Raw genomic sequence first — 26328 nt, 5'->3', positions numbered from 1 at the left:
TGGGGTCGGTCGCAATTCAATGTTGATGTGTTTGGTTTTACTCCTGAACGTGTTGACTTGTCAACGGTTTCTTGTAACCTGGGTCACATGACCACCTCGTCTCCGCTTACCTCACCCGTGTTGCACGGTGTTCCCGTCGTGGCGGGTGTGCAATACGGGCCGGTGATCCGGCCCGGCACGCTGCCCGACGTCGACGTCCAGGCCGGCGCCGACTTGGCCGAGGCCGACCGGCCCGCCGAAGTCGAGCGCTTCACCGCGGCCGCGACGACGGTCGCCACCCGCCTGCGGGAGCGGGCGACGCACGCGTCGGGCGCCGCGGCCGAAGTGCTGACCGCGACCGCGACGCTGGCCCAGGACCGCGCGTGGCTCGGCGCGGCGGAGAAACGCATCAAGGACGGGGCGCCGGCCGTGCGCGCGGTCGCCGGCGCGGTCGACCAGTTCGTCGACATGTTCACCAAGATGGGCGGCCTGATGGCCGAACGGGTCACCGACCTGCGCGACATCCGCGACCGCGTCACCGCCGAACTGGCCGGCCTGCCCGAGCCCGGGGTGCCGATGCCCGACGTGCCGTCCATTCTCTGCGCCGAGGACCTCGCCCCGGCCGACACCGCCGGACTGGACCCGAACCTGGTCGTCGCGCTGGCCACCACCCTCGGCGGGCCGACCAGCCACACCGCGATCATCGCGCGCCAGCTGGGCATCCCGTGCGTCGTCGCCGTCACCGGTCTCGACGACGTCGAGGCCGGGGCGATGGTGCTGGTCGACGGGACGCTGGGCACGGTCACCGTGAACCCGGATCCGGCCACCGCCCAACAGGCCGTCGACGAGGCCCGCCGGGCGGCCGCCGCCGCGGCGAACTGGGCGGGACCGGGGGCCACCGCCGACGGTCATCAGGTCGCGGTGCTGGCCAACGTGCAGGACGGTGCGGCCGCGCGTGCGGCCCGCGAGACCCCGGCCGAAGGGGTCGGGCTGTTCCGGACCGAGCTGTGCTTCCTCAACCGCGACACCGAACCCACCGTCGACGAGCAGGCCGAGATCTACGGCGAGGTCCTCGCCGCGTTCGAGGGCCGCAAGGTCGTGGTCCGCACCCTCGACGCCGGGTCGGACAAGCCGCTGAAGTTCGCCGGGCATCCCGACGAGGCCAACCCCGCGCTCGGCGTGCGCGGCATCCGGATCGCGGAGGCCAACCCGGGGCTGCTGGACCGCCAACTCGACGCGATCGGGGCCGCCGCCGAGCGCACGGGCGCCGCCCCGTGGGTGATGGCGCCGATGATCGCCACCGCGCAGGAGGCCGAAGACTTCGCCGCCCGGGCCCGCTCCCGGGGCTTGACCCCGGGCGTGATGATCGAGGTTCCGGCCGCGGCGCTGCTGGCCGAGAAGATCCTCGACCACGTCGACTTTTTATCGATCGGGACCAATGACCTGGCGCAGTACACGATGGCCGCCGACCGGATGTCCGCGCAGCTGGCCACGCTCACCGATCCGTGGCAGCCGGCGGTGCTGGCGCTGGTCGCGATGACCGTGCGGGCCGGGGCGGCTGTCGACAAGCCGGTCGGGGTGTGCGGGGAGGCCGCCGCCGACCCGCTGCTGGCCTGCGTGCTGGCCGGTCTGGGCGTGACGTCGCTGTCGGCGGCCGCGGCGGCGGTGCAGTCGGTCGGCGCGAAGCTGGCCCAGGTGTCGCTACAGCAGTGCCGCGACGCGGCCGAGGCGGTGCTGGCCACCGCCAGCACCGCCGAAGCCCGCGCCGCTGCGCTGGAGATTCTGGGCTAGAACCAGACTTTTCGTCCGCCGACGGGCTTGCCGACGGCGCCGAGAATCCAGAGCACGATGCCGATCACCACGAGGATGCCGCCGATCGTGTACAGGATCGACAGGCTGGTGAAGTAGCCGATCAGCAGGAGGATGACGCCGAGCACGATCATTGAGTGATCCGATCTGTGGGTTCGAGGGAACTGCGGTCGGCGTATGCATTGCCGCCGGCGTTAGTTACCAAACGCTGACGGAATTAATCGGACCACGGTCCGGTTGTTCGGGGCATGCCTGCTGTCACTGCCGATACCCTCACCCTGCCCCGTCTGAGCGGTCCGTCCCCGTCGGACACCGAACGTCCGGTGCGCTCGATCACCACCGGTCCGTCCGGTTTCGAAGGCGAAGGCTTTCCGGTGGTGCGCGCGTTCGCCGGCGTCAGCGCCCGCGACCTCGACCCGTTCGTGCACATGGACCAGATGGGGGAGGTCGACTACCAGCCGGGCGAGCCGCGCGGCACCGACTGGCACCCGCACCGCGGTTTCGAAACCGTCACCTACATGATCGACGGGCGCTTCGCCCACCAGGACTCCCACGGGGGCGGCGGGATGATCACCGACGGCGCCACGCAGTGGATGACCGCCGGCGCCGGGATCCTGCACATCGAGACCCCGCCGGCCGAACTCGTCGAGAGCGGCGGGTTGTTCCACGGCATCCAGCTGTGGGTGAACCTGCCCAAGAAGCACAAGTTCGCCGCGCCCAGGTATCAGGCCATCGAGGGCGGTCAGGTGCGGCTGCTGGCCTCGGCCGACGTCGGCGCGCTGGTGCGTGTGATCGCCGGGGACATCGAGACCGCAGCCGCCCGGTACAGCGGCCCCGGGGCCACCTACACCCCGATCACGCTGGCGCACGCCACGATTGCGCCCGGCGCTGCGCTGAACCTGCCCTGGAACCGGGATTTCAACGCGCTGGTCTATGTGCTGTCCGGGCGCGGTGCGGTGGGGCCGGTCGGACACCCGATCCACCAGGGCCAGCTCGCGGTGCTCGGACCCGGCGACCGCGTCAGCGTGACCGCCGAGCCGACGCAGGACTCGCACCGTCCCGCGCTCGAGGTGCTGCTGCTGGGCGGCCGGCCGATCCGCGAGCCGGTGTTCCAGTACGGTCCGTTCGTGATGAACTCCAAGTCCGAGCTGATCGAGGCGGTCGAGGACTTCCAGGCCGGCCGGTTCGGCACCGTCCCACCCGGCGCGCTGATGCCGCACCGCCCCCGCTGAGCGCCGAGATGGCCGCGAAAGTGCCGCTGCGGTAGTGGTTTCGGTGGCGGTTTCAAGGGATCGATGCAACACCCGTCTTTGATTGAGGAGTGTTGTCATGGGTCGAGCTTTGTTGCAGTCACGGAAGCCGTTGTTTTGGGAGCAGATCCGTAATGGGTTGTTGCCCGAACATGCTGGTAGGGCCGTAGGAGTGTCGGCGACCTGCGCTCACCGATGGTTTCGGCAAGCTGGCGGTGTGAAACCGCGTGCGAGCAAACCCAACATCACCGGACCGCGTCCGCGGTTGACCTTGCAGGACCGCATCGAGATACAGGTCGGCGTCCACGCCGGCGAGTCGTTGCGGTCCATGGGTCGTCGACTGGGCCGCCCAGCCTCGACGATCAAACGCGAAATCGACGCCAACAACGAGCTGCGGGCGCGTAAGAGCAACGCCCGTACATCGGGGTATCGCCGCAAACACGCCTTCGGAGCCCGCCAAAGCGGCAGAGCCGCCGTGGTGCAGTACCGCGCGCTGGCCGCCCACGACCGATCCGCCGACCGCGCGTTGCGGCCCAAGCCCGGCAAGCTGTCCCACAGTGACACCCTGCGTGATGAGGTGCAGAGTCGATTGGAGTCGCGGCACAGCCCCGAGCAGATCGCCCTACGGCTGCGCATCGACTTCCCCGACGATCCGGAGATGTGGGTGTCACACGAAGCCATCTATCGAGCCCTCTACGTGCAAGGACGCGGCTCCCTGCGCCGCGAACTGCACCAGTGCCTCCGGAGCAAGCGTGCGGTGCGTCGACCCCAGCACCAGGCCGCGACCCGCCGCGGACGCATCCCCGGCATGATCAACATCAGTCAACGCCCGGCCGAAGTGGCCGACCGGGCAGTGCCCGGACACTGGGAAGGCGACCTCATCCTCGGCTCCACCGCCTCGGCATCAGCGATCGGCACGCTGGTCGAACGCACGACCCGGTTCGTCATGCTGTTGCACCTGCCCGATGACCACACTGCTGAAAGCGTGCAGAACGCGATCGTCGCCAAAATCACCGAACTGCCCGAGCATCTGCGGCGGTCGCTGACATGGGATCAAGGCAGTGAGATGGCCAATCACCTCGCGATCGCCGCGGCCACCGACCTCGACATCTACTTCTGCGACCCGCACTCCCCATGGCAACGCGGCAGCAACGAGAACACCAACGGGCTCCTGCGCCAATACTTCCCTAAAGGCACCGACCTATCGATCTATCCGGCCCACTACCTCGACTACGTCGCCGCCGAACTCAACGGCCGACCTCGCAAGACACTGAACTGGAAGACCCCAGCCGAAGCCCTCAACGAACTACTCTCAAACTCACCACCTGTTGCATCGACTCCTTGAACCCAAGGGTGCCAGAGCTACCGTGGTTGCACTCTCGGCGCGGGCTGGCTCGACGGCTCGGGTCTCGGATAGATCAGCTCCAGCTCGCCCAGCAGCGCCGCGACGGTCAGCAACGGCAGCGCCGCGGCCACCCCGAGGTCGTCGTCGCGAACCTCCGACCGCAGTGCGCGCACGAACTCGTCGCTGATCGGCGCGGCCGGCCAGTCCGGGTCCGGGGTGCCGCAGACCCGTTCGTAGAGCGCGTCGGTGTGGGACTCCAGCACCTGACGCACCGCCGGGTAGGCTCCCAGCGGCGGCGGTGTCGGAATGTCGGCGATCAAATCGGCCACCCCCCGCAGGCGCAGCGCCCGGTTGAACGAGCGCACCACCGGCGCCCGGAAGTCCGTCTCGCCGCTGCTCTCCGAAAGATACTGGCGCACAGCGTCGTCGATGACCCGCGATGCCGTCATCGCCTGGTGGCTGGCGGCCGCGACCTCGTCGGCGCGCTCCTCGAACGCCCCCCGGGTGATGCGCAGCACCGCGACCCGCAGGTAGCGCACGAAGATGCCGCGGGCCGAGTCGATCGCCCGCGTCACCGCCGCGGCCGCGCCGCGCGGCCACAGCAGCAGCGACACCGTCACCCCGACCAGCGCGCCGACGATCACGTCCTCGACCCGGATCAGCCCGACCTGCCAGCCGGTGGGCGCGATGAGGTTGAAAAAGATCAGCACCATCATCGTGAACGCGGCCTGCGCGGCGGTGAACGACGCGATCTCGGGCACGTAGGACGAACCGAACACCGCCAGCGGCATCAGCACCCACAGCACGGCCGGGTCGACGCCGACGAGCCCGATCAGCACGGCGCCCAGCAGGAAACCGATCCCGGTGCCGAACATCGCACGCCACACCCGGGTGCCGGTGGTCAGCGCGCTGCTGCGTAGCACCGACAGCGCGCCGAGCACCACCCAGAAGCCGTGTTCGAGGGGGAACACGTGGGTCACCGCGACCGCCGCCGCCAGCCCCAGACCGGTGCGCAGCGCATTGCGCAGCGCCACCGCGCGGTTGGCGACGAAACCGGTGGTGATCTGCGCGACGGCCACGGGGGCCGGCAGCAGCCGGTCGGAGGCGCCGGTGGGCGGCAAGCGCAACCCGAAGGCGCGCGCCCACACCGGCCGGGCGTCGGCCGCGGCCGCGGCGGCGATGATGCGCCCGGTGGCGCCGACCGTGGCCGCCACCGTGCGCCGCTGCAGCAGCGCCCGACCCAACTGGACGGCCTGCTCGTCGTCGTCGGCGCCGAGGATGGTCTCCAGATCCTCCCGCCACCGGCCCTGCGCCACAGTGCGCAGCGTGGTCAGCGCGTCGTCGAGGTCGGCGCGGGCAGCGTCGCGGCGGGCGCGCCGCGAGATCCGCAGCACCGCCGCACAGGACCGCAGCACCGCCACCACCGCGGCCTTGTCGCGCAGCGGGACCCCGGTGTCCCGGCCGGCCCGCTCGGCGACCCACTCCAGATCGTCGACGACGCGGACCAGCGCCCGGCTGCCCGCCGACAGCCCGACCGGTCGGAAGTCGGCACCCAGGAAGTTCCGGCGCAGCGCGTCCATCGCCGCGGTGACGTCCGCACTCGAGGCGCGGCCGTCGAGCCGGTCGGCGAGGGCCTGGCACGCCCGAGCGGCACGTCGGCGCAGCTGCCCGTGGTGCCGGGGTGCGAGCACGAACAGCGCGGCCGGCACGCAGATCGCCAGCGCGATGGCCCAGCCGAGCAGGCGCTCGTCGATCGGACCGACCGGGGTACAGGCCGGCAGCACGAACGTCAGCAGCGTGGCGCGTTGCCCGGCGGCGACGGTTTCGCTCAGCACACCGGAGAAGGTGACCACCACTCCCAGCACGAACATCACCAGCACCGCGGGCCAGGCATAGGGCGCCACCAGCGTGCCGACGGTGATCAGCACGAAGCCGTTGAGACCCAGCCCCGCATAGGCCAGCGCGCGATTCTGCCGGTTGCCCGGGAAGTCGGAGAACACCAGCAGCGCCACCGAACCGAACAGCGTGAACAGCGGGGTCTGGGCCGAGTCGCCGGCGACGGCGAAGCTCACCGCCGCGGCCAGCGGCACCACCACCGCGGCGCGGATGGCGCGCCGCAGGGCGTCACGGTCGGGATCGCGCTGCTGCAACCGGCCCGACACCCGCGTCCGCCAGCCGACCGCGCGGCCGGGCATCAGTGGGCAAGCACTTTGATCGCGATGACGAGCAGACCCAGCCCGGCCAGCGACACCACGGTCACGATTTGCTGCCAGACCGGCAGCCGGGTCCGCCGCACGGCGGCCAGCGCGATCAGCCCGAGTTCGACCACCAGGATCCACTTCGCGACCCACATCGCGTCGTCGGTGTCGAGCAGCCCGATGCCGGCGGCGCCCAGCACCAGCAGCGGGAACACACTGGCCTGCAGGATCTGACCGGAGGCCTGCAGGATGCGCAGACGCTCGATGCCATGCGGGGAGTGTCCGTGCACGCTCAGGTGGGCGACCCAGTCGGCCAGCAGGCTGGCCGCCCACAATCCGCCCATCGTCACCGCGACGTCGAGCACCCGAGCCCACGCGTCGGTGTCGTCGCCGGTGTAGCGGGTCAGCACCGCCAGCGTCGCCAGACACGAGATCGCGCCGTAGAGCCGTTCCCGCAGCATCGCGACGACGTGCTGGACCGGAACCTCCTCGGCGTCGGAGACCGCGCCGCCGGTGTCAGCCATCGTCGGGTACCGAGCTGAACCGTCCGGAGTCCAACGCGTCGAGCATCTGGTCGACCATCCAGCCGAGGCCGGGCAGGTCGGCCGGCAACAGCACCTGCTCGTACCCGACCAGCAGGTACATGCCCCACGCGGCGAACACCTGGGCCTGGCGCGGGTGCGACAGGATCTGCAGCGCGCAGGCGTACAGCGCGTCGAAGCGGTGCCGGTCGACCGCGGCCTGCACGGCGCGGACGTCCGGGTCGACCGCGCTCCACGCCCGGATCGCGCCCTCGGCGCCATGCGGCAGGGTCAGCCCGCTCTGGATCAACCGGTCGATGCGCGCACGGGGGTCGGTCTCGGAGCCCGCCGCCTCGACCACGGTGACGGTCATGCCGTTCTGCCAGTGCTCGACCAGTTCCCGCGTGTAGGCCGACCAGCTGGAGAAATAGTGGTAGAAGGAGCCGGTGGTGACCCCCAACCGCTGGCAGACCACGGCCAGCTTCAACCGGCCGTAACCGAGATCGGCGAGCACCTCCAGTCCGATCTCGAAGAACGCCTCCCGCGACTTCACCGCCCCCATGGGCGCAACCCTAATTCCACCCCCGAGGCGCTGTCGGGGCGTCCGTCGTTTTGGGGTGTCGGCACCGCGCCGGATACCGCGCGAGGCTTTGCTGAAATCGCGCGGCGCGGTGTGCCGACGCGGCGCGCGAACTCGTCGGCAGTGGCGTGTGGCACAATTTGACCGTGCCGTACACGGCGAGTCGAGGGCCAGGGCGTCCTCCCGCAGCGAAGGCCGCGGAGACGCGGGAGCGCATCGTGCGCGCTGCTCGTGAAGTTTTCAGCGAACTCGGTTATGACGCAGCCACTTTCCAGGCCATCGCGGTGCGCGCCGATCTCACGCGGCCGGCGATCAACCACTACTTCTCCAGCAAACGCATCCTGTGGGCCGAGGTGGTGCAGCAGACGAACGCCTCGGTGGTCAGCGCCGGAATTGCCCGCGCCCACGACCACACGCGTCTGGTGGACCGGTTGGCGGCGTTCCTGGTCACCGCGACGCAGGCCGACACCGACAACCGCGGCGCGGCGGCCTTCCTGGTGACCTCGGTGCTGGAGACCCGGCGCCACCCCGAGCTGGTCGACGACGAGCACGATCCGCTGAAGAACTCGCGGTCGTTCGTCAGCTGGGCGGTGCACGACGCGATCGCCCAGGGTGAGCTCAGCACCGACACCGACACCGAGCAGCTCGTCGAGATGCTGGTCGCGGTGTTGTGGGGGATGGGCTTCTACGCCGGGTTCATCGGCGACCGGGCCGAGCTCGGAGCCGTGATCCACAAGCTGGAACTGCTTCTCGCGCACAAGCTCTGGAACATCAGCGAGTAGAGGCCCCGGTGCGGGCCCACCTGCGCCGCTGCACGCCCGGAAACTATTAGATAGACTTCCGAAGTAAATTCGACTTCCCTGACCGAGGAGCTCGCTCGCATGAGTTCATTGCGCACCGACGACGACACCTGGGACATCGCCTCCAGTGTCGGGGCGACCGCGGTGATGGTGGCCGCGGCCCGGGCCGCCGAGACCGAACGCCCCGATCCGCTGATCCGTGATCCCTACGCCAAGCTGCTGGTCGCCGACGCCGGCACCGGCGCCTGGGAGCACATGCTCGACAACGAGCTGATGGAGCGCATCACCGGAGCCGACGCCGAGATCGGCGCGATGTTCGAGCACATGGGCAGCTACCAGGCCGTGCGCACCCACTTCTTCGACAGGTTCTTCACCGATGCCGCGGCCGCGGGCATCCGCCAGGTCGTCATCCTCGCCTCGGGTCTGGATTCGCGGGCGTACCGCTTGACCTGGCCCGCCGGCACCACAGTGTTCGAGATCGACCAGCCGAAGGTGCTCGAGCACAAATCCGCGACCCTGGCCGCCCACGGGGTGACGCCCACCGCCGACTGCCGCACCGTGGCCATCGACCTGCGCCAGGACTGGCCGGCCGCGCTGCGGGCCGCCGGGTTCGAACCCGCCCAGCCGACGGCGTGGCTGGCCGAGGGGCTGTTGATGTATCTGCCCGCCGATGCGCAGGACCGGCTGTTCGGGCAGATCACCGAGCTCAGCGCACCGGGCAGCCGCGTCGCGGCCGAGTCGATGGGCATTCATGCCCCGGACCGTCGCGAGCGCATGCGCACCCGCTTCGCGGCGATCAGCGCCCAGCTCGGGATCGCCGAGCCGACCGACATCGCCGAGCTGACCTACGACGACCCCGACCGCGCCGACGTCGCCGACTGGCTCGATCACCACGGCTGGCGCGCCCAGGCCACCGCCTCGCAGGACGAGATGCGTCGGCTCGGCCGGTTCGTCCCGATCGCCGACAGCGACGACCAGTCGTTCTCGACGTTCACCACCGCGGTGCGGGACTGAAGGTCCCACCAGGGCACCTGTTCGCCAACCGGTCGGTTGGTTACCATGCGGGTACTCCAAGGTCAGGAAGGAGACCCCGCCATGACCACTGAATCTGCCGCACCCGTCGATACCTCTGCTGCCACCAGCACCGACATCCCCGCCGTCGTCAATCGCCTGCGTCAGACGTTCGCCACCGGACGTACCCGCAGCGTCGAATGGCGCAAGAACCAGCTGCGCGCGCTCGAGAAGCTGATGACCGACAACGAAGCCGCGATCGCCGACGCGCTGGAGAAGGACCTGGGCCGCGCCCCGTTCGAAGCCTGGCTGGCCGACATCGCCAGCACCGCCGGCGAGGCCGCCTACGCGGCCAAGAACGTCCGCAAGTGGATGAAGCGCCGCTACCGCATGCTGGAGATGTCGCAGCTGCCCGGCCTGGGCTGGATCGAGTACGAGCCCTACGGCACCGTGCTGATCATCGGCGCGTGGAACTTCCCGTTCGCGCTGACCCTGGGGCCCGCCGTCGGCGCCATCGCGGCCGGAAACACCGTGGTGCTCAAGCCTTCCGAAGTTTCCCCGGCATCGTCGGCGCTGATGGCCGAGCTAGTGCCCCGGTACCTGGACAACGACGCGATCGCCGTGATCGAGGGCGACGGTTCGGTCAGCCAGGAGCTCATCGGGCAGGGCTTCGACCACCTGATCTTCACCGGCGGCACCGAGATCGGCCGCAAGGTCTACGAGAGCGCCGCGTCGCACCTGACGCCGGTGACCCTCGAACTCGGCGGCAAGAGCCCGGTGATCGTGGCCGCCGACGCCGACATCGAGGTGGCGGCCCAGCGCATCGCCTGGACCAAGCTGATCAACTCCGGCCAGATCTGCATCGCGCCCGACTACGTGCTGGTCGAGGCCCCGGTGAAGGACAAGCTGGTCGCCGAGATCCGCAAGGCCGTCGACAAGTTCGAGGCCGGCAACCCCGGCGGCAAGAAGATCGTCAACGAACGGCACTTCAACCGCCTGGCCGGCGCGCTGGCCGCCACCAAGGGCCAGGTGGCGATCGGTGGCGAGACCGACGCGGTCAATGTGAAGATCGCGCCGACCGTCGTGGTCGATCCCGACCCGTCCGAGCCGCTGATGACCGACGAGATCTTCGGGCCCATCCTGCCGGTCGTCACCGTGCAGAACCTCGACGAGGCGGTCGCGTTCGTCAACGCCCGGCCCAAGCCGCTGGCGGCCTACCTGTTCACCAAGTCCAAGGCGGTGCGCGAGCGCGTCATCAAGGACGTCCCGGCCGGCGGCATGGTGGTCAACCACCTGATCTTCCACTTCGCCACCCACAAGCTGCCGTTCGGCGGCGTCGGGCCGTCGGGGCTGGGCGCCTATCACGGCAAGTTCGGTTTCGAGACGTTCAGCCACAGCAAGTCGGTGCTGAGCAAGCCGACCCGACCCGACATCGGCGCCTTCATCTACCCGCCGTACACCGAGAAGGCGTGGAAGCTGGCGCGCAAGCTGTTCTGACCGGCGCGCGGGAGCGCAGCGCCTCGGGAGGATAGTTTGAGCGGGTCGAAACCCTTCAGAGAGGAAGATCAGTGCCAGGAGTGCAGGATCGTGTCATCGTCGTCACGGGTGCCGGAGGCGGTCTCGGCCGCGAGTACGCACTGACGCTCGCCCGCGAGGGCGCCAGCGTCGTCGTCAACGATCTCGGCGGCGCGCGCGACGGTACCGGCGCCGGGTCGGCGATGGCCGACGAGGTGGTCAAGGAGATCCGCGACGCCGGCGGGCGGGCCGTGGCCAACTACGACTCCGTCGCCGAGCCCGAGGCTGCGGCCAACATCATCAAGACCGCGGTCGACGAGTTCGGCAAGGTCGACGGCGTCGTGTCCAACGCGGGCATCCTGCGCGACGGCACCTTCCACAAGATGACGTTCGAGAACTGGGACGCGGTGCTCAAGGTGCACCTCTACGGCGGCTACAACGTGATCCGTGCCGCGTGGCCGCACTTCCGGGAGAACGGCTTCGGCCGCGTCGTCGTCGCGACCTCGACCAGTGGCCTGTTCGGCAACTTCGGCCAGGCCAACTACGGCGCCGCCAAGCTCGGCCTGGTCGGCCTGATCAACACGCTGTCCCAGGAGGGCGCGAAGTACAACATCAAGGCCAACGCGGTGGCGCCGATCGCCGCGACGCGCATGACGCAGGACATCCTGCCGCCCGAGGTGTTCGAGAAGCTCACCCCGGAGTACGTGGCCCCGATCGTGTCCTACCTGTGCACCGAAGAACTGCCCGATACCCAGTCGGTGTTCATCGTCGGCGGCGGCAAGGTGCAGCGAGTCGCGCTGTTCCAGAACAGCGGCGTGACGTTCACCGAGGTGCCGTCGGTCGACGACGTCGCCGCCAAGTGGGGCGAGATCACCGACCTGTCGGCGGCCGAGCGGGCCACCTTCAGCCTAGGATAGTGAAAGCGCTTGTCGCACAGGAGCTGACAGGTCCGGCCGGGCTGATCTACACGGATGTGGACAGCCCGGCGGGCGGCGACAACGTCGTCATCGACGTCGGTGCCGCCGGGGTCTGCTTCCCCGACCTGTTGATGCTGCGGGGCGAGTACCAGATGAAGGTGCCCGCGCCGTTCGTCCCCGGCCTGGAGGCGGCGGGCAAGGTGGTCTCGGCCCCGGATGGCTCGGGATTGGCTGTCGGGCAACGGGTCTCGGCGTTCACCCTGCTGGGTGCGTGGGCCGAGCAGGTCGCGGTTCCGGTGGGCAGTGTGGTGCCGACCAGCGACGCGCTCGACGACGGGTCGGCGGTGTGCCTGCTGGGCAACTACTACACGATGCACTTCGCGCTGCACCGCCGCGGCGGGCTGCGGCCCGGGGAGACGGTGCTGGTGCTCGGCTCCGGCGGCGGGGTCGGCACCGCGGCGGTGCAGATCGCCAAGGCACTGGGCGCCAAGGTGATCGCGATGGTGCACCGCCCGTCGGCGACGGAGTTCGTCGAATCGCTGGGCGCCGACGTGGTGCTGCCGCTGACCGACGGCTGGCTCGACGCCGTCAAGAACGAGACCGGTGGGCGCGGGGTGGATCTCGTGGTCGACCCGATCGGCGGCTCGGCGTTCGACGACGCGGTCCGTGCCCTGGCCACGGAGGGCCGGCTGCTGGTGATCGGGTTCGCTGCCGGCGGTATCCCGACGGTCAAGGTCAACCGGTTGCTGCTGCGCAACGTCAGCGTCGTCGGCGTCGGCTGGGGCGAGTTCGTCAACCGCACCCCCGGCGCGCAGGCCGAGGTGGGCGCGGCGCTGGCCGGCCTGGTCGACGCGGGCCTCCGACCGCCCGCGCCGGTGCGGTTCCCGTTGTCCGACGGGGTCGCCGCGCTGCAGGCGTTCGCCGACGGGGCGGTACACGGAAAACTCGTCCTGCAGCCGTGACCCTCCGCGCGCTGGCCTTCGACGTGTTCGGCACCGTGGTGGACTGGGGCTCGAGCGTCATCGCCGAACTCACCGCTTTCGGCCGACGCCACGGCATCTCGGCCGACTGGGCGCGTTTCGCCGACGACTGGCGGGCAGGCTACGTGCCGGCGATGAACCGGGTCCGCGCCGGGGAGCTGCCGTGGACCCGGCTCGACGATCTGCACCGCGGCCGACTCGTCGAGCTGCTCGACGGCGCCGCAATCACAGTGAGCGACAACGAGATCGACGAGCTCAATCATGCCTGGCACCGGCTGGACCCGTGGCCGGACTCCGTGGCGGGCCTGCAGCGGCTCAAACAGCGGTTCCTGATCACCACCTTGTCCAACGGCAACGTGTCGCTGCTGACCAACATGGCCAAACGCGCCGGGCTGCCGTGGGACTGCGTGCTGTCGGCGGAGATCTTCCGGCACTACAAGCCCGATCCGCAGGCCTACCTCGGCTGCGCGGACATCCTGGACGTGGCACCCGCCGAGCTGATGCTGGTCGCCGCCCATCCCGCCGACCTGCGGGCGGCGCGCGACGCCGGGCTGGGTACGGCGTTCGTCGCCCGCCCGCTCGAGTGGGGTCCCGGCCGGACCCCGCCGCAACCGGCGCCCGGTGAATTCGACCTGTTCGCAGACGATTTCCACCACCTCGCGGACCAACTCGGCGCCTGATGCCGCGCGCGTACGGTGGTGGGCATGAGTGACACCACCACGACGCTGCCGCCCGCGTTGCAGCGGGCCGTTCGCCTGCTGACCGACGCGCCGGAGCACCCCGATGTCAGCCGGGGCTACCTGGACCTGTTCGGCGAGCAGCCCGCGGCCGAGAAGAACACCGGCCCGGTCCAGGCGCTGTGGGCCTCCCGGCTGGGATCGCTGTTCTACGACAACGCGCAGACGCTCATGCGCAGGGTATTGACCGCCTGGCAGGAGCCGACCGAGTGGCTGAGCATCCCCGTCGGCGGCGTCGCACTCGACGTCGGCAGCGGGCCGGGAAACGTCACCGCCGCGTTGGGTCGCGCCGTCGGCCCCGGTGGGCTGGCGCTCGGTGTCGACATCTCCGAGCCGATGCTGGCCCGCGCGGTGGCTGCCGAAGCCGGGCCCAACGTCGGCTTCCTCCGCGCCGACGCGCAACGCCTGCCGCTGCGTGACGAGTCGGTCGACGCCGTGGTCTCGATCGCGATGCTGCAGCTGATCCCCGACCCGGCCACCGCGATCGCCGAGATGGTGCGGGTGCTGCGGTCCGGCCGGCGGACGGCGGTCATGGTGCCGACCGCGGGACCGGCGGCGGGGCTGTCCCGGTTCCTGCCCGACGTCGGCGCGCACCTGTTCGACGACGACCAGCTGGCCGACACCTTCGAAGACCTCGGTCTGGTCAGCGTGCGCACCAAGGGGATGGGCACGGTGCAGTGGGTGCGCGGCCGCAAGCCCTGACGGCATAGGCTCGCGGACGTGAGCGTCGCCGGCATCCTTCTGGTCGGGCTGGCGATCGCCGTCGGCTTGGCCGGCATCATCCTGCCGATCCTGCCGGGCGCGGCACTGGTGATCGGCGCGATCGCGGTGTGGGCGTTCGTCGTGGGCACCGCCACGTCCTGGGTGGTGTTCGGCGTCGCCGCGGTGCTGATCGGTGCCGCGACCGTGATCAAGTACACCTGGCCGGTCAAACGGATGCGAGCCGCCGACGTGCGTACCTCGGTGCTCGTCGCGGGCGGGGTCGCCGGGATCGTCGGGTTCTTCGTCATCCCGGTCATCGGCCTGCTGATCGGCTTCGTGCTCGGCGTGTTCGCCGCCGAGATGGGAATCCGCCGCGACGTGAGGCGGGCCTGGGCGTCGACCGTGCACGCGCTCAAAGGCGTGGCGCTGTCGGTCGGGGTGGAGCTGACCGGGGCGCTGCTGGCGACCATGGTGTGGGTCGTCGGCGTGTTCCTGACGGTTTAGCCGGCGCGTCGTGCCCGGCGGTTCCACGCCTCGGCGACCCGGGTACGCACCGTGGCTTCGCTGTCGAGCGAGGTCACGCGGATGACGATCCAGCCGAGGTCGATCATCTCGTCGTAACGGCGGATGTCCCTCTCGAACTGCTCAGCGCTGAGCCGATGCTGCTTACCCTCGTACTCCAGCGCGATCTTGGGCTGGATCCACCCGAGGTCGACTGTGCCGATCACTACGCCGTATTCGTTGCGCACGGGCAACTGGGTACTGGGCTTGGGGTATCCGGCTCGCACGACGACGAGTCGTAGCCAGGTTTCGCGCGGAGATTCGGCACCGGGGTCGACGAGCCCGAGGACCTCGCGCACCCGGGAAAGACCGTGCCGTCCCGGATGGCCAGCCGCGGCGTCTTCGATGGCGTCCACCGTCAGCCGGGTGGCTCGCGCGAGCGCGTCGACGGCGGTGATCGCGGCGTCGAGCGGATACCGACGGGCGAGGTCGACCGCGGTGCGGGCAGGTGTCGTCACGCGCATTCCGTCAACGGTGCAGATCTCGTCGTCGGCGAGGACGGCGGCCCACGTGAGAACGCCGGGCGTCCGCCGACGGTTGGTGTCGATGATCGTGGCCGGCAACGTCGGGTCGATCCACCGGGAACCGTGCACGGCGGCCGCCGAGAAGCCGGCCAGCACACCGTGGCCGCGGGAACGGAGCCAACATGCCTGCGCACGAACCAGACCCGTGGGTCGAGTGCCCTTGAGCACGTACACGTCTTTGTGGATCGCGACGTACCGGGTGCGCAACTCATGACGGGTCACCGCGCCTGCAGCGAGCGCTGCACTGCCGAGGAAGGGGCCGTCCATGCCCGCAGTGTGGCCGAGGGCCCCGACATCCGATCCGCCAAGGCCTCGGCGGACGATTTGCGTAACCGGGTGGCGATTTTCGGGCGCGAGAACGCCGTGTGGTTACGCAAGTCGGCAACGCCGCCGACAGAACCGCGCTCAGCCGTGCAGGGCCTTGCGCAACCGGCGCAGATCCTCGTCGGTCACGCCGGCGGCCTCCAGATAGCCCTGCAGCGAACCGAACTGCTCGTCGATGGTGCGCCGGGCCGCGTCGAGATACGCCTCGCGCACGCCGAGCACCGACTCCGTCAGCCGAGCTTCGGCGACCTCGACGATCTCCGGGGCTTCGGCGGCGCGCGCCCGGATGGTGGCCAGGATGCTCTCCCGTAGCTGCGGCACCGCGGCGTTGCTGCGCAGATAGTCGGCCATCACCGCATCGCGGTCCACGCCCGCGGCCTCCAGTACGACCGCGATGGTGAAGCCCGTGCGGTCCTTGCCTGCGAAGCAGTGCGCCAGCACCCGCCGCTGCGAACCCAGCAGCGTCGTCACCCGGTACACCGCGCGCTGGGCCAGCGGGGCGGCCGCGATCCGCCCGTACTCCTCGGTCATGTAGCGCGCCGCGGCGTCGGCGACCGATTCGTCGCTGGGCTTCTCGGTCATCATCCGCTGGAATGCGTGCTCGTGCGGTGCCTCGTCGTCGGCCGCGGTGGTCTCGACGAACGGCAGATGATGGATGTCCACGTGCGGCGGGACCAGCCCGGGCCCGTGGCGTTCGAGTTCACGCAGCGTGCGCAGGTCGGCGACGTCGGTGACGCCGTAATCGGTCAGCGCGGCGCGGCCGGCGTGGTCGAGCTTGGACAGCTCACTGGCCCGGTAGAAGCGTCCGGGCGCGATGCCGGTCTGCTCGGCGACGTCGCGGAAGTTCCACGCCCCCGAGAGCTCACCGCCGCCGGCCACTAGCCGGTCACCGTCCGGCACGCCGCGGCTGCCAGCGCCGACTTCTCCCGGCCCAGTTCGGCGCGGGCGATGGTGCGCATGTGCACCTCGTCGGGCCCGTCGAACAGGCGCATCGCACGGTGCCAGCTGTACAGCCGGGCCAGCGGGAAGTCGTCGGAGACGCCGGCGCCGCCGTGCACCTGGATCGCGCGGTCGATCACGTCGCACGCCATCTGCGGGGCGACCGCCTTGATCTGGGCCACCAGCAGCTGCGCGTCCTTGCTCTTGTTGCCATGCTGGTCGATGGTCCACGCGGCCTTGTGGCACAGCATCCGGGTCTGCTCGATCTCATTGCGGGACTTGGCGATCGCCTCGCGGACCACACCCTGTTCGGCCAGCGGCTTGCCGAACGCGACGCGCTTCTGCACGCGGTCGACCATCAGCGCCAGGGCGCGTTCGGCCGCACCGATCGCGCGCATGCAGTGGTGGATGCGGCCCGGGCCCAGCCGGGCCTGCGCGATCGCGAAACCCGAGCCCTCCTCGTCGAGCAGGTTGGTCGCGGGCACCCGCACGTTGTCGAACACGATCTCGCAGTGCCCGTGCTGGTCCTGCCACCCGAACACCGGCAGCGACCGCTGGATGTCCACCCCCGGGGTGTCGGCGGGTACCAGGATCATCGACTGCTGACGGTGGCTGGGGCCGTCAGGATTGGTGCGCCCCATCACGATCAGGATCTTGCAGCGCGGGTCCGCGGCGCCGGTGATCCACCACTTGCGGCCGTTGATGACGTAGTCGTCCCCGTCGCGCAGCATCGTGGTCTCGATGTTGCGGGCGTCGCTGGACGCCACGGCCGGCTCGGTCATCGCGAACGCGCTGCGGATCTCCCCGGCCAGCAGCGGCTCCAGCCACTGCTTGCGTTGTTCCTCGGTGGCGAACAGGTGCAGCGTCTCCATGTTGCCGGTGTCCGGTGCGGCGCAGTTGGTCGCCTCGGGGGCGATCTCCATGCTCCACCCGGTCAGCTCGGCCAGCGGGGCGTACTCGAGGTTGGACAGCCCGGATTCCGACGGCAGGAACAGGTTCCACAGCCCGCGCTCCTTGGCCAGCTTCTTGAGCTCCTCGACCACCGGTGGCACCGTGTGGTCCTTCGGCCCCTTCTCCTCGCGGTAGGAGTGGTACGACTCCTCGGCGGGGAACACGAACTCGGTCATGAAGTCGGTCAACCGGTCGTGGTAGTCCTGCGCCTTGGCTGACATCGAGAAGTCCATGCCGCCACGATATGACACCTGTAAAAGGCGACTGCCTGCGGTCGGTCAGGCCGGCGGCGCGCTGAGCGGCGCGACCGGCACACCCTGGTCTTGGCGCGGGCGCGCGCTGAACGCCAGGCCGAGGTCGCGCGAGGCCGGGGTCACGGGATCACAGCTTCGCGCCTTCGGCGCTGCCCGGACCGGCGTCGCGGCCTTCACGGCTGTTGCGGTACGCGGCCTTTCGCAGCGTGGTCAACCACTGCGGCAGCAGTTCGACGTCGGTGCCGCTGCGCACGGTGGGGTCGAACGGCTGGTCGCAGCCGGGTTCGTCGTCGCAGATCTCGCGGTCCAGCGTCAGCGTGGCCAGGTTGGTGAAACCTCCGTTGCCGCGGGCCTGCTCGATGGTGAATTCCAACGGCGCACTGGCCAGGTGGTCGCGTACGGCGTCGAGGGACAGGCCGCCGGCGAGCGGCGTCCGCAGCTGGGCCCGCAGCCAGTACACCCCGCCGCGGTACCCGAGCGGCATCAGCGTCGAATACTGCGCCGCCGGCCAGGACGCCACCGGGTGCAGCACGACACGCGCCGAGGATGACACCGTCAACACGTCCCACGGGTGCGCTCCGTCGGCGTCACAGGTCATCCGCCAGGCCAGGCCTGCGAAGTCGGGCAGGCCGCCCGGCGTCCCGGCGCCTTTCGACAGCCGTCCGGTGACGTCGCCGGACACCAGGGGCAGGCCGTCGCCCTCCGGCGCGAGGCGGGTGACGCTGCCGGCGCAGAGCACCCCGGTCGGATGGAAGAACCGCCGATTCCGCAGGGCCGCGCCGGCGCGCAAGGGCAACGTGGTCAGCTCTGAGAGGGTCATCCTTCTGGTCTGCCCGCTTCCGCGGCGGTCAAACGCCGCTCATGGGCCCGGTTTGATCCCCCGACCACCGGGTATTCGCCGCGCCATGCCGTCTTTGTGGACTGAGGGACGCGGCCGGGCCGCCACGTCCGCGGCCGGCGCCGGCGACGTGCGCACGGCCGACGTGGTCGTCGTGGGTGCCGGACTGACCGGATTGACCACCGCGTTGCTGCTGGCCCGGGCCGGTAAGAAGGTCGTCGTCCTGGAGGCGCGTCACGTCGGCGCCTGCGCGACCGGCAACACCACCGGCAAGGTCAGTGTGCTGCAGGGCAGCAAGCTCGCCCGCGTCGCCGGCAAGCACGGCACCGACGTGCTGCGCGCCTACGTCACCGGCAACGCCGAAGGCCGCGACTGGCTGTTGCGCTACTGCGACGAGCACGGCGTGAGCTTCCAGCGCGAAGACGACCACGCCTACGCGCAGAGCAGCAAGGGCGTGGGCACCGCGCGCGACATCTTCGACGCGTGCAGGCAGGCCGGCCTGGCCGATGCGATGTGGGTTGACGACGCCGACGTCCCGTTCCCGTTCCGAGGCGGCGTGCGGCTGCCCGACCAGGCGCAGCTCGACCCGATGGCGGTGCTGACCAGCCTGACCGCCGATCTCGACCGCCACGGCGGCACCCTGCTGCAGGGCATGCGGGTGACGTCGGTCTCGGGTACCGGCCCCGTCGACGTGCACGTGCGGATGGCGGCGGCCCCCGACGACGACCGCGAGGCCCAGCTGGTGATCAGCGCGCAGCAGTGCGTGTTGGCCACTGGCACACCGATTCTCGACCGCGGCATGTTCTTCGCCCGACTGGAGGCCCAGCGGTCCTACTGCCTGGCTTTCGACGTGCCCGGGCAGATCACCCGCTCGATGTACATCGCGGTGGATTCGCCCACCCGCTCGCTGCGCTACGCCCCGAGCGACTCGGGTGACAAACTCATCGTCGGCGGTGCGGGTCACTCGGTGGGCCGATCCAGCCGCCCCAGCAAGGACATCGGCGAACTGGCAGACTGGGCCCGGGCGCACTTCCCGGGCGCGGTGCAGACCCACTTCTGGTCGGCCCAGGACTACCACCCCGCCGCGGAACTGCCGTTCGTCGGCCCGATCCTGCCGAAGATGGAGAACATCCTCGTGGCAACGGGATTCGACAAATGGGGGATGACCAACGGGGTGGCGGCCGCGCTCGCGCTGTCCGCCCGGATCCTCGGCGGACGGATGGACTGGGCGCAGGCCTTCGCCAGCTGGAGTACCCACGAGCTGACGGGTGTGCCGACCGCGGTGGAGGCCAACGCCAAGGTGGGTTTTCACATGGCGCGCGGTTGGGCCAAACCGCTGGTGCCCAGCGGGGCCCCCGACGACGGGGACGGTGCGGTGCGCGCAGTGCCGTGGCACCTGCGCGCCGAAAGCGTGGTCGACGGAGCCCGCCGCGAGGTGTCACCGATCTGCCCCCACCTGGGCGGCATCGTCGAATGGAACGAGGCCGACCAGGCCTGGGAGTGCCCGCTGCACGGGTCGCGGTTCGCGCCCGACGGCGACCTGCTGGAGGGGCCGGCCACCCGGGGGCTCAGCGCCTGAGCGTTTCGGAGGGCTTGCAGCCGTAGGTCTTCTGGTACATCGCCGCGAACCGTCCCGGGTGGGCGAATCCCCAGCGCGCGGCGACCGTCTGCACGCTGGTGTCGGTGGTGTCGGCGCGCTGCAGGTCCCGGTGGGCGTGGTCGAGTCGGACCCCGCGCAGGTATTCCATCGGGGTGATGTCGAGGTGCCGGCGGAACATGTACTGCAGCGCACGCGGAGTCACGTGGATGGCCTCGGCGATGTCGGCCAACGCGACATCGCGGTCGGCGTTGTCGTCCAGGTACGCCATCGCGCGCCGCAGCAACGCGGGTTTGGCGTCGTTGCGGTCGACGGCGGTGGGTTCGGTGACCGCCGTGTTGGGCAGACTCGCCAGGACCACGGCGGCCAGCAGGGACGCCGTCGTCGACGCCACCAGTGGGGTCGGCGGCTGGTCGGCGTGGACGAGGGTGCGCACGTACTCGATCGTCCCGTCGAGTTGGTGCCCGGCCTCGGCCGACACCGGGCGGTGCCCGAGCAACCGAACCTCGCCGGTCGGGTGACCGGGGACGGTGGCGGCCACCCGGGACAGCAGCGCCTCGTCGAACATCGTCAGGTCGTAGTCGGCCGCGCACGCACGACCGGAATACGGCAGCTCGGGCGGCGCGAGCAGGGTGACGTCACCCGGCGCGAAGACGTCGGTCGGCTCGTCGAGAAAGTCCTCCTCGATGTGCCCGTCGTGGACCCGGCACAGGCACACGCGCCCGAGCGGATCCGCGTCGTAGGACATGTGGAACCCGACGTGCACCTCGTCGAAGCTGACCGGGCCCAGCCAGCGCCGCTCGATGCGGGCATCGGCCCGCTCGCCGGCGTCGGCGGAGATCGACATCTTGGTGTAGGCCTGCGACAGGAAGTCCTCGGTGGCCGACAGGTCGGTACTGACGAACCGGAGTTCGTCGGCCGGATTTGCGGGCGCTGGCGACTGTGACGTGTGTGTTCGCATACGAGCCATCCGCGGGGCGGTGGTTGGCGGGCGTCTTGCTACACCTCGATTGGGTTCACCATACCGTTTGCTGTGCGATGCTGACGCGATGGTGGGCCGGTGACGACGAAAGTGCGGGTGGTGGTCGGCGACGACCACCCGATGTTCCGGGACGGCGTGGTGCGGGCACTGCAGTCCAGCGGCACGATCGAGGTGGTGGCCGAGGCCGACGACGGTCCCGCGGCGCTGGCGGCCATCCGCGAACACGCCCCGCAGGTGGCGCTGCTGGACTACCGGATGCCCGGGATGGACGGCGCCGAGGTCGCCGCCGCCGTCCGCCGCGACGACCTGGCCACCCGGGTGCTGTTGATCTCCGCGCACGACGAGTCGGCGATCGTCTACCGGGCGCTGCAGGACGGCGCGGCGGGCTTCCTGCCCAAGGAGTCGACGCGCGGCGAACTGGTCAGCGCGGTCCTCGACTGTGCGAAGGGCCGCGACGTCATCGCGCCGAGCCTGGCGGCCGGGCTGGCCGGGGAGATCCGCCGCCGCGCCGAGCCCGAGGCCCCGGTGCTCAGCCCGCGCGAGCGGGAAGTGCTGGCGCTGATCGCCGCGGGCGCCAGCATCCCGGCGATGGCGCGGGAACTGTTCCTGGCGCCGTCGACGGTCAAGACCCATGTGGCGCGCCTGTACGACAAGCTCGGGGTCAGTGACCGGGCCGCCGCGGTCGCCGAGGCGATGCGCCGCAAGCTGCTGGACTGACCGTGACCGGTCTGCTGCGGTCCTGGCGGGACCATCTGACCAGCGAACCCGTCCGCGTCGCCGCGGCCCTGCGCCTGCCGCTGATCGCGCTGATCGGCGTGCTGGTGTGGATCTGGGACGTCGACCACTGGCTGCCGGGGCTGTACGCCGCCGTCCTCGGCGGCTACGCGGTGGCCGCCGTCGGGTGGCTGGTCGCGGTGCTGCGCGGGCCGGTGCCGCGGTGGGCCGCCGGGGCGTCGACCGGGGTGGACCTGCTGGTCATCGTCGCGCTGTGCCTGGTGTCCGGCGGGGCCACCGCCGCGCTGCTGCCGGTGTTCTTCCTGCTGCCGATCTCGGTGGCGTTCGCCGACCGTCCCGCGCTGACCGCGGTGATCGGCACCATCACCGCGCTCGGCTATCTGGCGGTGTGGATCTTCTACTCCAAGCGCGACGACACCGTCGGCCTGCCCGACATGGTGTACACCAACTTCGGGTTCCTGGTGTGGCTGGCCGTGGCCACCACCGCCCTGAGCTTCGTGCTGGCGTGGCGCGCCGCGCGCGTGCAGGCGCTGCAGGAGATGCGTCGAGCGCTGGTGTCGGAGGCCCTGCACGCCGACGAACGGCACAGCCGCGACGTCGCCGAACATCTGCACGACGGACCTCTGCAGACCCTGCTGGCCGCCCGGATGCAGATCGACGAAGCCCGGGAACGCCATCCCGATCCGGCGCTGGACGCGGTCTACGCAGCGCTGCAGGACACCGCGACCGGGCTGCGCTCCACGGTCACCGCGCTGCACCCGCAGGTGCTGGCCCAGCTCGGGCTGACCGCGGGCGTGCGGGAGTTGTTGCGTCAGTTCCAGTCTCGCAGCCAGGCCGACATCATAGCCGATCTCGACGAGGTCGGCAAGCCGCAGTCCCAAGCACTGCTCTACCGGGCCGCACGCGAACTGCTGACCAACGTGGCCAAGCACGCCGCCGCGTCCACGGTGTGGGTCGCGCTGGCCCGTCGCGGTGACCGGGTGGTCCTGACCGTCCGCGACGACGGACGCGGATTCGACCCCGACACCGTCGGGGACTCGCTGGCCGCCGGCCACATCGGGCTGGGCTCGCTGCTGGCGCGGTTCGACGCGATGGGCGGGTCGATGCGCGTGCGCTCCGACCCGGTCACCGGGACCGAGGTGACGGTGACCTCGCCGCCGGAACCGCGTGAGTCCGACTAGGCGTGCTCGTGGACGGTCAGCGCGGCGTTGATCGCGTCGACCCGGTCCTTGGCGTCGCCGAACAGCATCTGGGTGTTCTCGCGGAAGAACAGCGGGTTCTGCACACCGGCGTAGCCCGACGCCATGGACCGCTTGAACACGATGACGTTGTCGGCGTTCCACACCGTCAGCACCGGCATGCCGGCGATCGGGCTGCCCGGATCCTCCGATGCGGCCGGGTTGACGGTGTCGTTGGCGCCGATGACCAGCACCACCGAGGTGCCGTCGAAGTCGTCGTTGATCTCGTCCATCTCGAGCACGATGTCGTAGGGCACCTTGGCCTCGGCCAGCAGCACGTTCATGTGGCCGGGCAGCCGGCCCGCGACCGGGTGGATCCCGAAGCGCACCTCGACACCGCGCTCGCGCAGCTTGCGGGTCAGCTCGGCGACGCCGTACTGGGCCTGCGCGACCGCCATGCCGTAGCCGGGGGTGATGATCACCGAGCTGGCAGTGGCCAACAGCTCGGCCGCACCCTCGGCGGTGATCTCGCGGTGCTCGCCGTAGTCCTTGTCTTCGGCCGGGCCGGCCTCGATCCCGAAGCCGCCGGCGATCACCGAGATGAACGAGCGGTTCATCGCCTTGCACATGATGTAGGACAGGTATGCACCCGACGAGCCGACCAGCGCACCGGTGACGATCAGCAGGTCGTTGCCGAGGAGGAAGCCCGCCGCCGCCGCGGCCCACCCCGAATAGCTGTTGAGCATCGACACCACCACCGGCATGTCGCCGCCACCGATCGAGGCCACCAGATGCCAACCGAGCAGCAGGGCCAGCACGGTCACCGCGACCAGCACCCACAGTTGCGGGTCGATCACGAACCAGACGGTGAGCGCGAAGAACACCACCAGCGCGCCGACGTTGAGGAAGTTCTTGCCGGGCAGCATCATCGGCGCCGACTTCATCCGGGCCGAGAGCTTCAGGTTGGCCACGATCGACCCGGTGAACGTCACCGCGCCGATGAACACACCGATGACGACCTCACCGGAATGGATGCCCAGCATCCCCTCGCCGGCCAGTTGGGCGGCCTCGGCGCCGCCCGGGTCGGCCTCGACGTGCAGGTAGCCGTTCCAGCCGACCACCACCGCGGCCAGGCCGACGAAGCTGTGCAGCAGTGCGATCAGCTCGGGCATGCCGGTCATCTCGACGAGCTTGGCGCGCCACAGGCCGATCGCCGCACCGATGGCCATCGCGACGACCAGCAAGGCCAGACCGAGTGGTTCGATGTCGCGGGCGATCGCCAGCGCGATGGTCGCGATCAGCGCGACGGTCATCCCGACGATGCCGAAGGTGATTCCCGAGCGGGCGGTCTCGTGCTTGGACAGCCCGGCCAGCGCCAGGATGAACAGCAGTGCGGCGACGACGTAGGCCGCGGTCGCGGCGGTTTCCAGACTGAACATTGTCCCTAGCTCCTCGAGAACATCGCGAGCATGCGGCGCGTGACCGCGAAACCGCCGAAGATGTTGATGCTGGCCACCAGGATCGCGCCGAAGGCCAGCGCGGTGATCACCGTGTCGTGGTGACCGATCTGGAGCAGCGCGCCGACCACGATGATCCCGGAGATCGCGTTGGTCACCGACATCAGTGGCGTGTGCAGCGCGTGGTGCACGTTGCCGATGACGTAGTAGCCGATCACGATCGCCAGCGCGAACACCGTCAGGTGCACCTGCAGCGCCGCCGGCGACGCCGCGATCAACGCGAACACCGCCGCGGCCGCGGCGAACGTCAGCCCGAGCTTGCGGGCCCGCGTCATCGGTTCCTTGGCCGGCTTGTGCTCCACCGGGGCGGCAGCAGCGGCGGCCGCCGGGGCTGCCGACACCTGCACCGGAGGCGGCGGCCACGTGACGGTGCCGTCACGCACCACGGTGACCGAGCGCTGCACCACGTCCTCGAAATCAAGGGTGAGCAGTCCATCTTTTTCCGGGGTGAGCAGCTTGAGCAGGTTGACCAGGTTGGTGGCGTAGAGCTGCGACGCCGTGGCGGGCAGGCGGCCGGCCAGATCGGTGTAGCCGAGGATGGTGACGCCGTTGTCGGTGACGACCGCCTCGTCTTTGACGGTGCCCTCGACGTTGCCGCCGTTGGCGGCGGCCATGTCGACGATCACGCTGCCCGGCGTCATCGACGCGACCATCTCGGCGGTGATGATGCGCGGCGCCGGCTTCCCCGGGATCAGCGCCGTGGTGATGATGATGTCGACGTCCTTGCACTGCTCGGCGTACAGCGCGGCCTCGCGGGCCTTGTAGTCCTCGCCCATCTCCTTGGCGTAGCCGGTGGCCGACACCTCGGCCTGGGCCGGATCGACGGCGAGGTACTCGCCGCCCAGAGACTTGACCTGATCGGCGACCTCGGGCCGGGGATCGGTGGCGCGCACGATGGCGCCGAGGCTGCCCGCGGCGCCGATGGCCGCCAGACCGGCCACCCCGGCACCGACCACCAGCACCTTGGCCGGCGGTACCTTCCCGGCCGCGGTCACCTGGCCGGTGAAGAACCGGCCGAAGGTGTGGGCCGCTTCGACGACGGCGCGGTACCCGGCGATGTTGGCCATCGACGACAGCACGTCCAGCGACTGCGCCCGCGAGATCCGCGGCACCGCATCCATCGCCAGCACCGTGATCGGACGGGTCGCCAGCTGCTCGACCAGCTCGGGCCGCAGCGCCGGGGAGATCAGGCTGATCAGCGTCGCCCCGTCGCGCAGGCCGGCGATCTCGCCCGGGCTCGGCGCATTGACCTTCAGCACGACGTCGGCGCCGAGTACCTGATAGGTGGAGCCGATGTCGGCACCGGCTTCGGCGTAGGCGGCGTCGGAGAAGCTCGCCGCGGCGCCCGCCCCGGATTCCACCAGTACGTGATAGCCCAGCTTGACGAGCTGGCCCACCGTCTGCGGGGTCGCGGCGACGCGCGTCTCCCCGAGCTCGGACTCTCGCGGTATCCCGATGATCATTGCTGTCGATCCGATCTAGGCTGCGCTGGGACGAATAAAGCTGACAGTGTAGGAGGGGCGGCCGCACTAGACGTAATCCGTCATTGTGTGCACTGGCGTGGGCACTCCTGCACCCAGGTCT

General features: G+C 70.3%; 25 protein-coding genes. 14 read left to right on the top strand and 11 right to left on the bottom strand.

Features of this window, described 5'->3' with window-relative positions; all coding sequences use genetic code 11:
* The first annotated feature begins 87 nt into the window (after positions 1-87).
* Entirely contained in the window at positions 88-1770 is a 1683-nt protein-coding gene (gene ptsP, locus G6N31_RS20665; RefSeq protein ID WP_179964215.1) for a phosphoenolpyruvate--protein phosphotransferase, read from the top strand.
* Here the strand turns inward: ptsP and G6N31_RS27080 are convergent.
* Positions 1767-1922, bottom strand: a complete 156-nt coding sequence (locus G6N31_RS27080; protein ID WP_098005670.1) for a hypothetical protein — start codon at positions 1920-1922, stop codon at positions 1767-1769. The two genes, ptsP and G6N31_RS27080, sit on opposite strands and share 4 nt — an antisense overlap.
* A gap of 114 nt (positions 1923-2036) precedes the next feature.
* Between G6N31_RS27080 and G6N31_RS20660 the strand changes: the two genes are divergently transcribed.
* Both G6N31_RS20660 and G6N31_RS20655 read left to right on the top strand, forming a co-directional pair.
* Entirely contained in the window at positions 2037-3020 is a 984-nt protein-coding gene (locus G6N31_RS20660) for a pirin family protein (RefSeq protein ID WP_098005672.1), read from the top strand.
* A 97-nt stretch (positions 3021-3117) separates the two neighbouring features.
* A complete protein-coding gene (locus tag G6N31_RS20655) occupies positions 3118-4383 on the top strand; it encodes an IS30 family transposase (protein ID WP_098006773.1) in 1266 nt (421 codons plus the stop codon).
* Positions 4384-4400: 17 nt separating this feature from the next.
* On the opposite strand, the gene G6N31_RS20650 is transcribed toward G6N31_RS20655, so the two are convergent.
* From G6N31_RS20650 to G6N31_RS20640, 3 genes are read right to left on the bottom strand one after another with little or no spacing between them, the layout of a single operon-like run.
* Positions 4401-6578 (bottom strand): FUSC family protein, encoded by a 2178-nt coding sequence (locus G6N31_RS20650; protein ID WP_098000175.1) that lies wholly within the window; start codon positions 6576-6578, stop codon positions 4401-4403.
* Entirely contained in the window at positions 6578-7105 is a 528-nt protein-coding gene (locus tag G6N31_RS20645; RefSeq protein ID WP_098000176.1) for a hypothetical protein, read from the bottom strand. Before G6N31_RS20645 ends, G6N31_RS20650 begins: the two co-directional genes overlap by 1 nt.
* The gene (locus G6N31_RS20640; RefSeq protein ID WP_098000177.1) at positions 7098-7664 is read right to left on the bottom strand and encodes a TetR/AcrR family transcriptional regulator; all 567 of its coding nucleotides are present in this window, start codon (positions 7662-7664) and stop codon (positions 7098-7100) included. The genes G6N31_RS20645 and G6N31_RS20640 overlap by 8 nt, the downstream gene beginning before the upstream one ends.
* Positions 7665-7828: 164 nt before the next feature.
* Here G6N31_RS20640 and G6N31_RS20635 point away from each other — a divergent pair, with 164 nt between their 5' ends.
* From G6N31_RS20635 to G6N31_RS20600, 8 genes are all read left to right on the top strand, one after another.
* Positions 7829-8464 (top strand): TetR/AcrR family transcriptional regulator, encoded by a 636-nt coding sequence (locus G6N31_RS20635; RefSeq protein WP_179964214.1) that lies wholly within the window; start codon positions 7829-7831, stop codon positions 8462-8464.
* A 99-nt stretch (positions 8465-8563) separates the two neighbouring features.
* Positions 8564-9496 (top strand): class I SAM-dependent methyltransferase, encoded by a 933-nt coding sequence (locus G6N31_RS20630; RefSeq protein WP_098000181.1) that lies wholly within the window; start codon positions 8564-8566, stop codon positions 9494-9496.
* A gap of 81 nt (positions 9497-9577) precedes the next feature.
* Positions 9578-10990 carry an aldehyde dehydrogenase family protein gene (locus G6N31_RS20625; protein WP_098000183.1) on the top strand — a complete coding sequence of 471 codons (1413 nt, stop codon included), beginning with the start codon at positions 9578-9580 and terminating at the stop codon, positions 10988-10990.
* A gap of 71 nt (positions 10991-11061) precedes the next feature.
* Positions 11062-11925 (top strand): SDR family oxidoreductase, encoded by an 864-nt coding sequence (locus tag G6N31_RS20620; RefSeq protein ID WP_098000185.1) that lies wholly within the window; start codon positions 11062-11064, stop codon positions 11923-11925.
* Positions 11925-12887: an NADPH:quinone oxidoreductase family protein gene (locus tag G6N31_RS20615; RefSeq protein WP_098000187.1), complete on the top strand. Its 963-nt coding sequence runs from the start codon at positions 11925-11927 to the stop codon at positions 12885-12887. The genes G6N31_RS20620 and G6N31_RS20615 overlap by 1 nt, the downstream gene beginning before the upstream one ends.
* Positions 12884-13585: a haloacid dehalogenase type II gene (locus tag G6N31_RS20610; protein WP_163722281.1), complete on the top strand. Its 702-nt coding sequence runs from the start codon at positions 12884-12886 to the stop codon at positions 13583-13585. Before G6N31_RS20615 ends, G6N31_RS20610 begins: the two co-directional genes overlap by 4 nt.
* A 24-nt stretch (positions 13586-13609) precedes the next feature.
* The gene (locus tag G6N31_RS20605) at positions 13610-14344 is read left to right on the top strand and encodes a methyltransferase domain-containing protein (RefSeq protein ID WP_179964213.1); all 735 of its coding nucleotides are present in this window, start codon (positions 13610-13612) and stop codon (positions 14342-14344) included.
* Positions 14345-14362: 18 nt separating this feature from the next.
* Positions 14363-14848: a DUF456 domain-containing protein gene (locus G6N31_RS20600; RefSeq protein ID WP_098000191.1), complete on the top strand. Its 486-nt coding sequence runs from the start codon at positions 14363-14365 to the stop codon at positions 14846-14848.
* On the opposite strand, the gene G6N31_RS20595 is transcribed toward G6N31_RS20600, so the two are convergent.
* The 4 genes from G6N31_RS20595 to G6N31_RS20580 all read right to left on the bottom strand — a co-directional run bounded on the left by G6N31_RS20595 (position 14845) and on the right by G6N31_RS20580 (position 18717).
* Positions 14845-15696, bottom strand: a complete 852-nt coding sequence (locus G6N31_RS20595; RefSeq protein WP_098000193.1) for a type IV toxin-antitoxin system AbiEi family antitoxin — start codon at positions 15694-15696, stop codon at positions 14845-14847. The two genes, G6N31_RS20600 and G6N31_RS20595, sit on opposite strands and share 4 nt — an antisense overlap.
* Positions 15697-15834: 138 nt before the next feature.
* A complete protein-coding gene (locus G6N31_RS20590) occupies positions 15835-16653 on the bottom strand; it encodes a tyrosine-protein phosphatase (protein ID WP_098000195.1) in 819 nt (272 codons plus the stop codon).
* Positions 16632-17876, bottom strand: a complete 1245-nt coding sequence (locus G6N31_RS20585; RefSeq protein ID WP_179964212.1) for an acyl-CoA dehydrogenase family protein — start codon at positions 17874-17876, stop codon at positions 16632-16634. The genes G6N31_RS20590 and G6N31_RS20585 overlap by 22 nt, the downstream gene beginning before the upstream one ends.
* Positions 17877-18024: 148 nt before the next feature.
* Positions 18025-18717 carry a phosphodiesterase gene (locus G6N31_RS20580; protein WP_098000199.1) on the bottom strand — a complete coding sequence of 231 codons (693 nt, stop codon included), beginning with the start codon at positions 18715-18717 and terminating at the stop codon, positions 18025-18027.
* Between the two features lie 85 nt (positions 18718-18802).
* On the opposite strand from G6N31_RS20580, the gene G6N31_RS20575 reads away from it, so the two are divergent.
* Positions 18803-20314 carry an FAD-dependent oxidoreductase gene (locus tag G6N31_RS20575; protein WP_098000201.1) on the top strand — a complete coding sequence of 504 codons (1512 nt, stop codon included), beginning with the start codon at positions 18803-18805 and terminating at the stop codon, positions 20312-20314.
* Here G6N31_RS20575 and G6N31_RS20570 read toward each other — a convergent pair.
* Positions 20304-21293 carry an AraC family transcriptional regulator gene (locus G6N31_RS20570; protein WP_098000203.1) on the bottom strand — a complete coding sequence of 330 codons (990 nt, stop codon included), beginning with the start codon at positions 21291-21293 and terminating at the stop codon, positions 20304-20306. The genes G6N31_RS20575 and G6N31_RS20570 overlap by 11 nt on opposite strands.
* A gap of 141 nt (positions 21294-21434) precedes the next feature.
* On the opposite strand from G6N31_RS20570, the gene G6N31_RS20565 reads away from it, so the two are divergent.
* Positions 21435-22031, top strand: coding sequence for a response regulator (locus G6N31_RS20565; protein WP_234815126.1), 597 nt, complete (start codon positions 21435-21437; stop codon positions 22029-22031).
* Between the two features lie 2 nt (positions 22032-22033).
* The gene (locus G6N31_RS20560; RefSeq protein ID WP_234815116.1) at positions 22034-23230 is read left to right on the top strand and encodes a sensor histidine kinase; all 1197 of its coding nucleotides are present in this window, start codon (positions 22034-22036) and stop codon (positions 23228-23230) included.
* On the opposite strand, the gene pntB is transcribed toward G6N31_RS20560, so the two are convergent.
* Positions 23227-24666, bottom strand: a complete 1440-nt coding sequence (gene pntB, locus G6N31_RS20555; RefSeq protein WP_098000207.1) for a Re/Si-specific NAD(P)(+) transhydrogenase subunit beta — start codon at positions 24664-24666, stop codon at positions 23227-23229. The two genes, G6N31_RS20560 and pntB, sit on opposite strands and share 4 nt — an antisense overlap.
* A 5-nt stretch (positions 24667-24671) precedes the next feature.
* A complete protein-coding gene (locus tag G6N31_RS20550; protein WP_098000209.1) occupies positions 24672-26207 on the bottom strand; it encodes a Re/Si-specific NAD(P)(+) transhydrogenase subunit alpha in 1536 nt (511 codons plus the stop codon).
* Positions 26208-26328 lie beyond the last annotated feature (121 nt).

The sequence above is a fragment of the Mycolicibacterium duvalii genome, from assembly GCF_010726645.1.
In the GTDB taxonomy this organism is placed as follows: domain Bacteria; phylum Actinomycetota; class Actinomycetes; order Mycobacteriales; family Mycobacteriaceae; genus Mycobacterium; species Mycobacterium duvalii.
The sequence above is the reverse complement of the archived record's forward strand: the minus strand, read 5'-3'. Positions and strand labels throughout refer to the sequence as shown.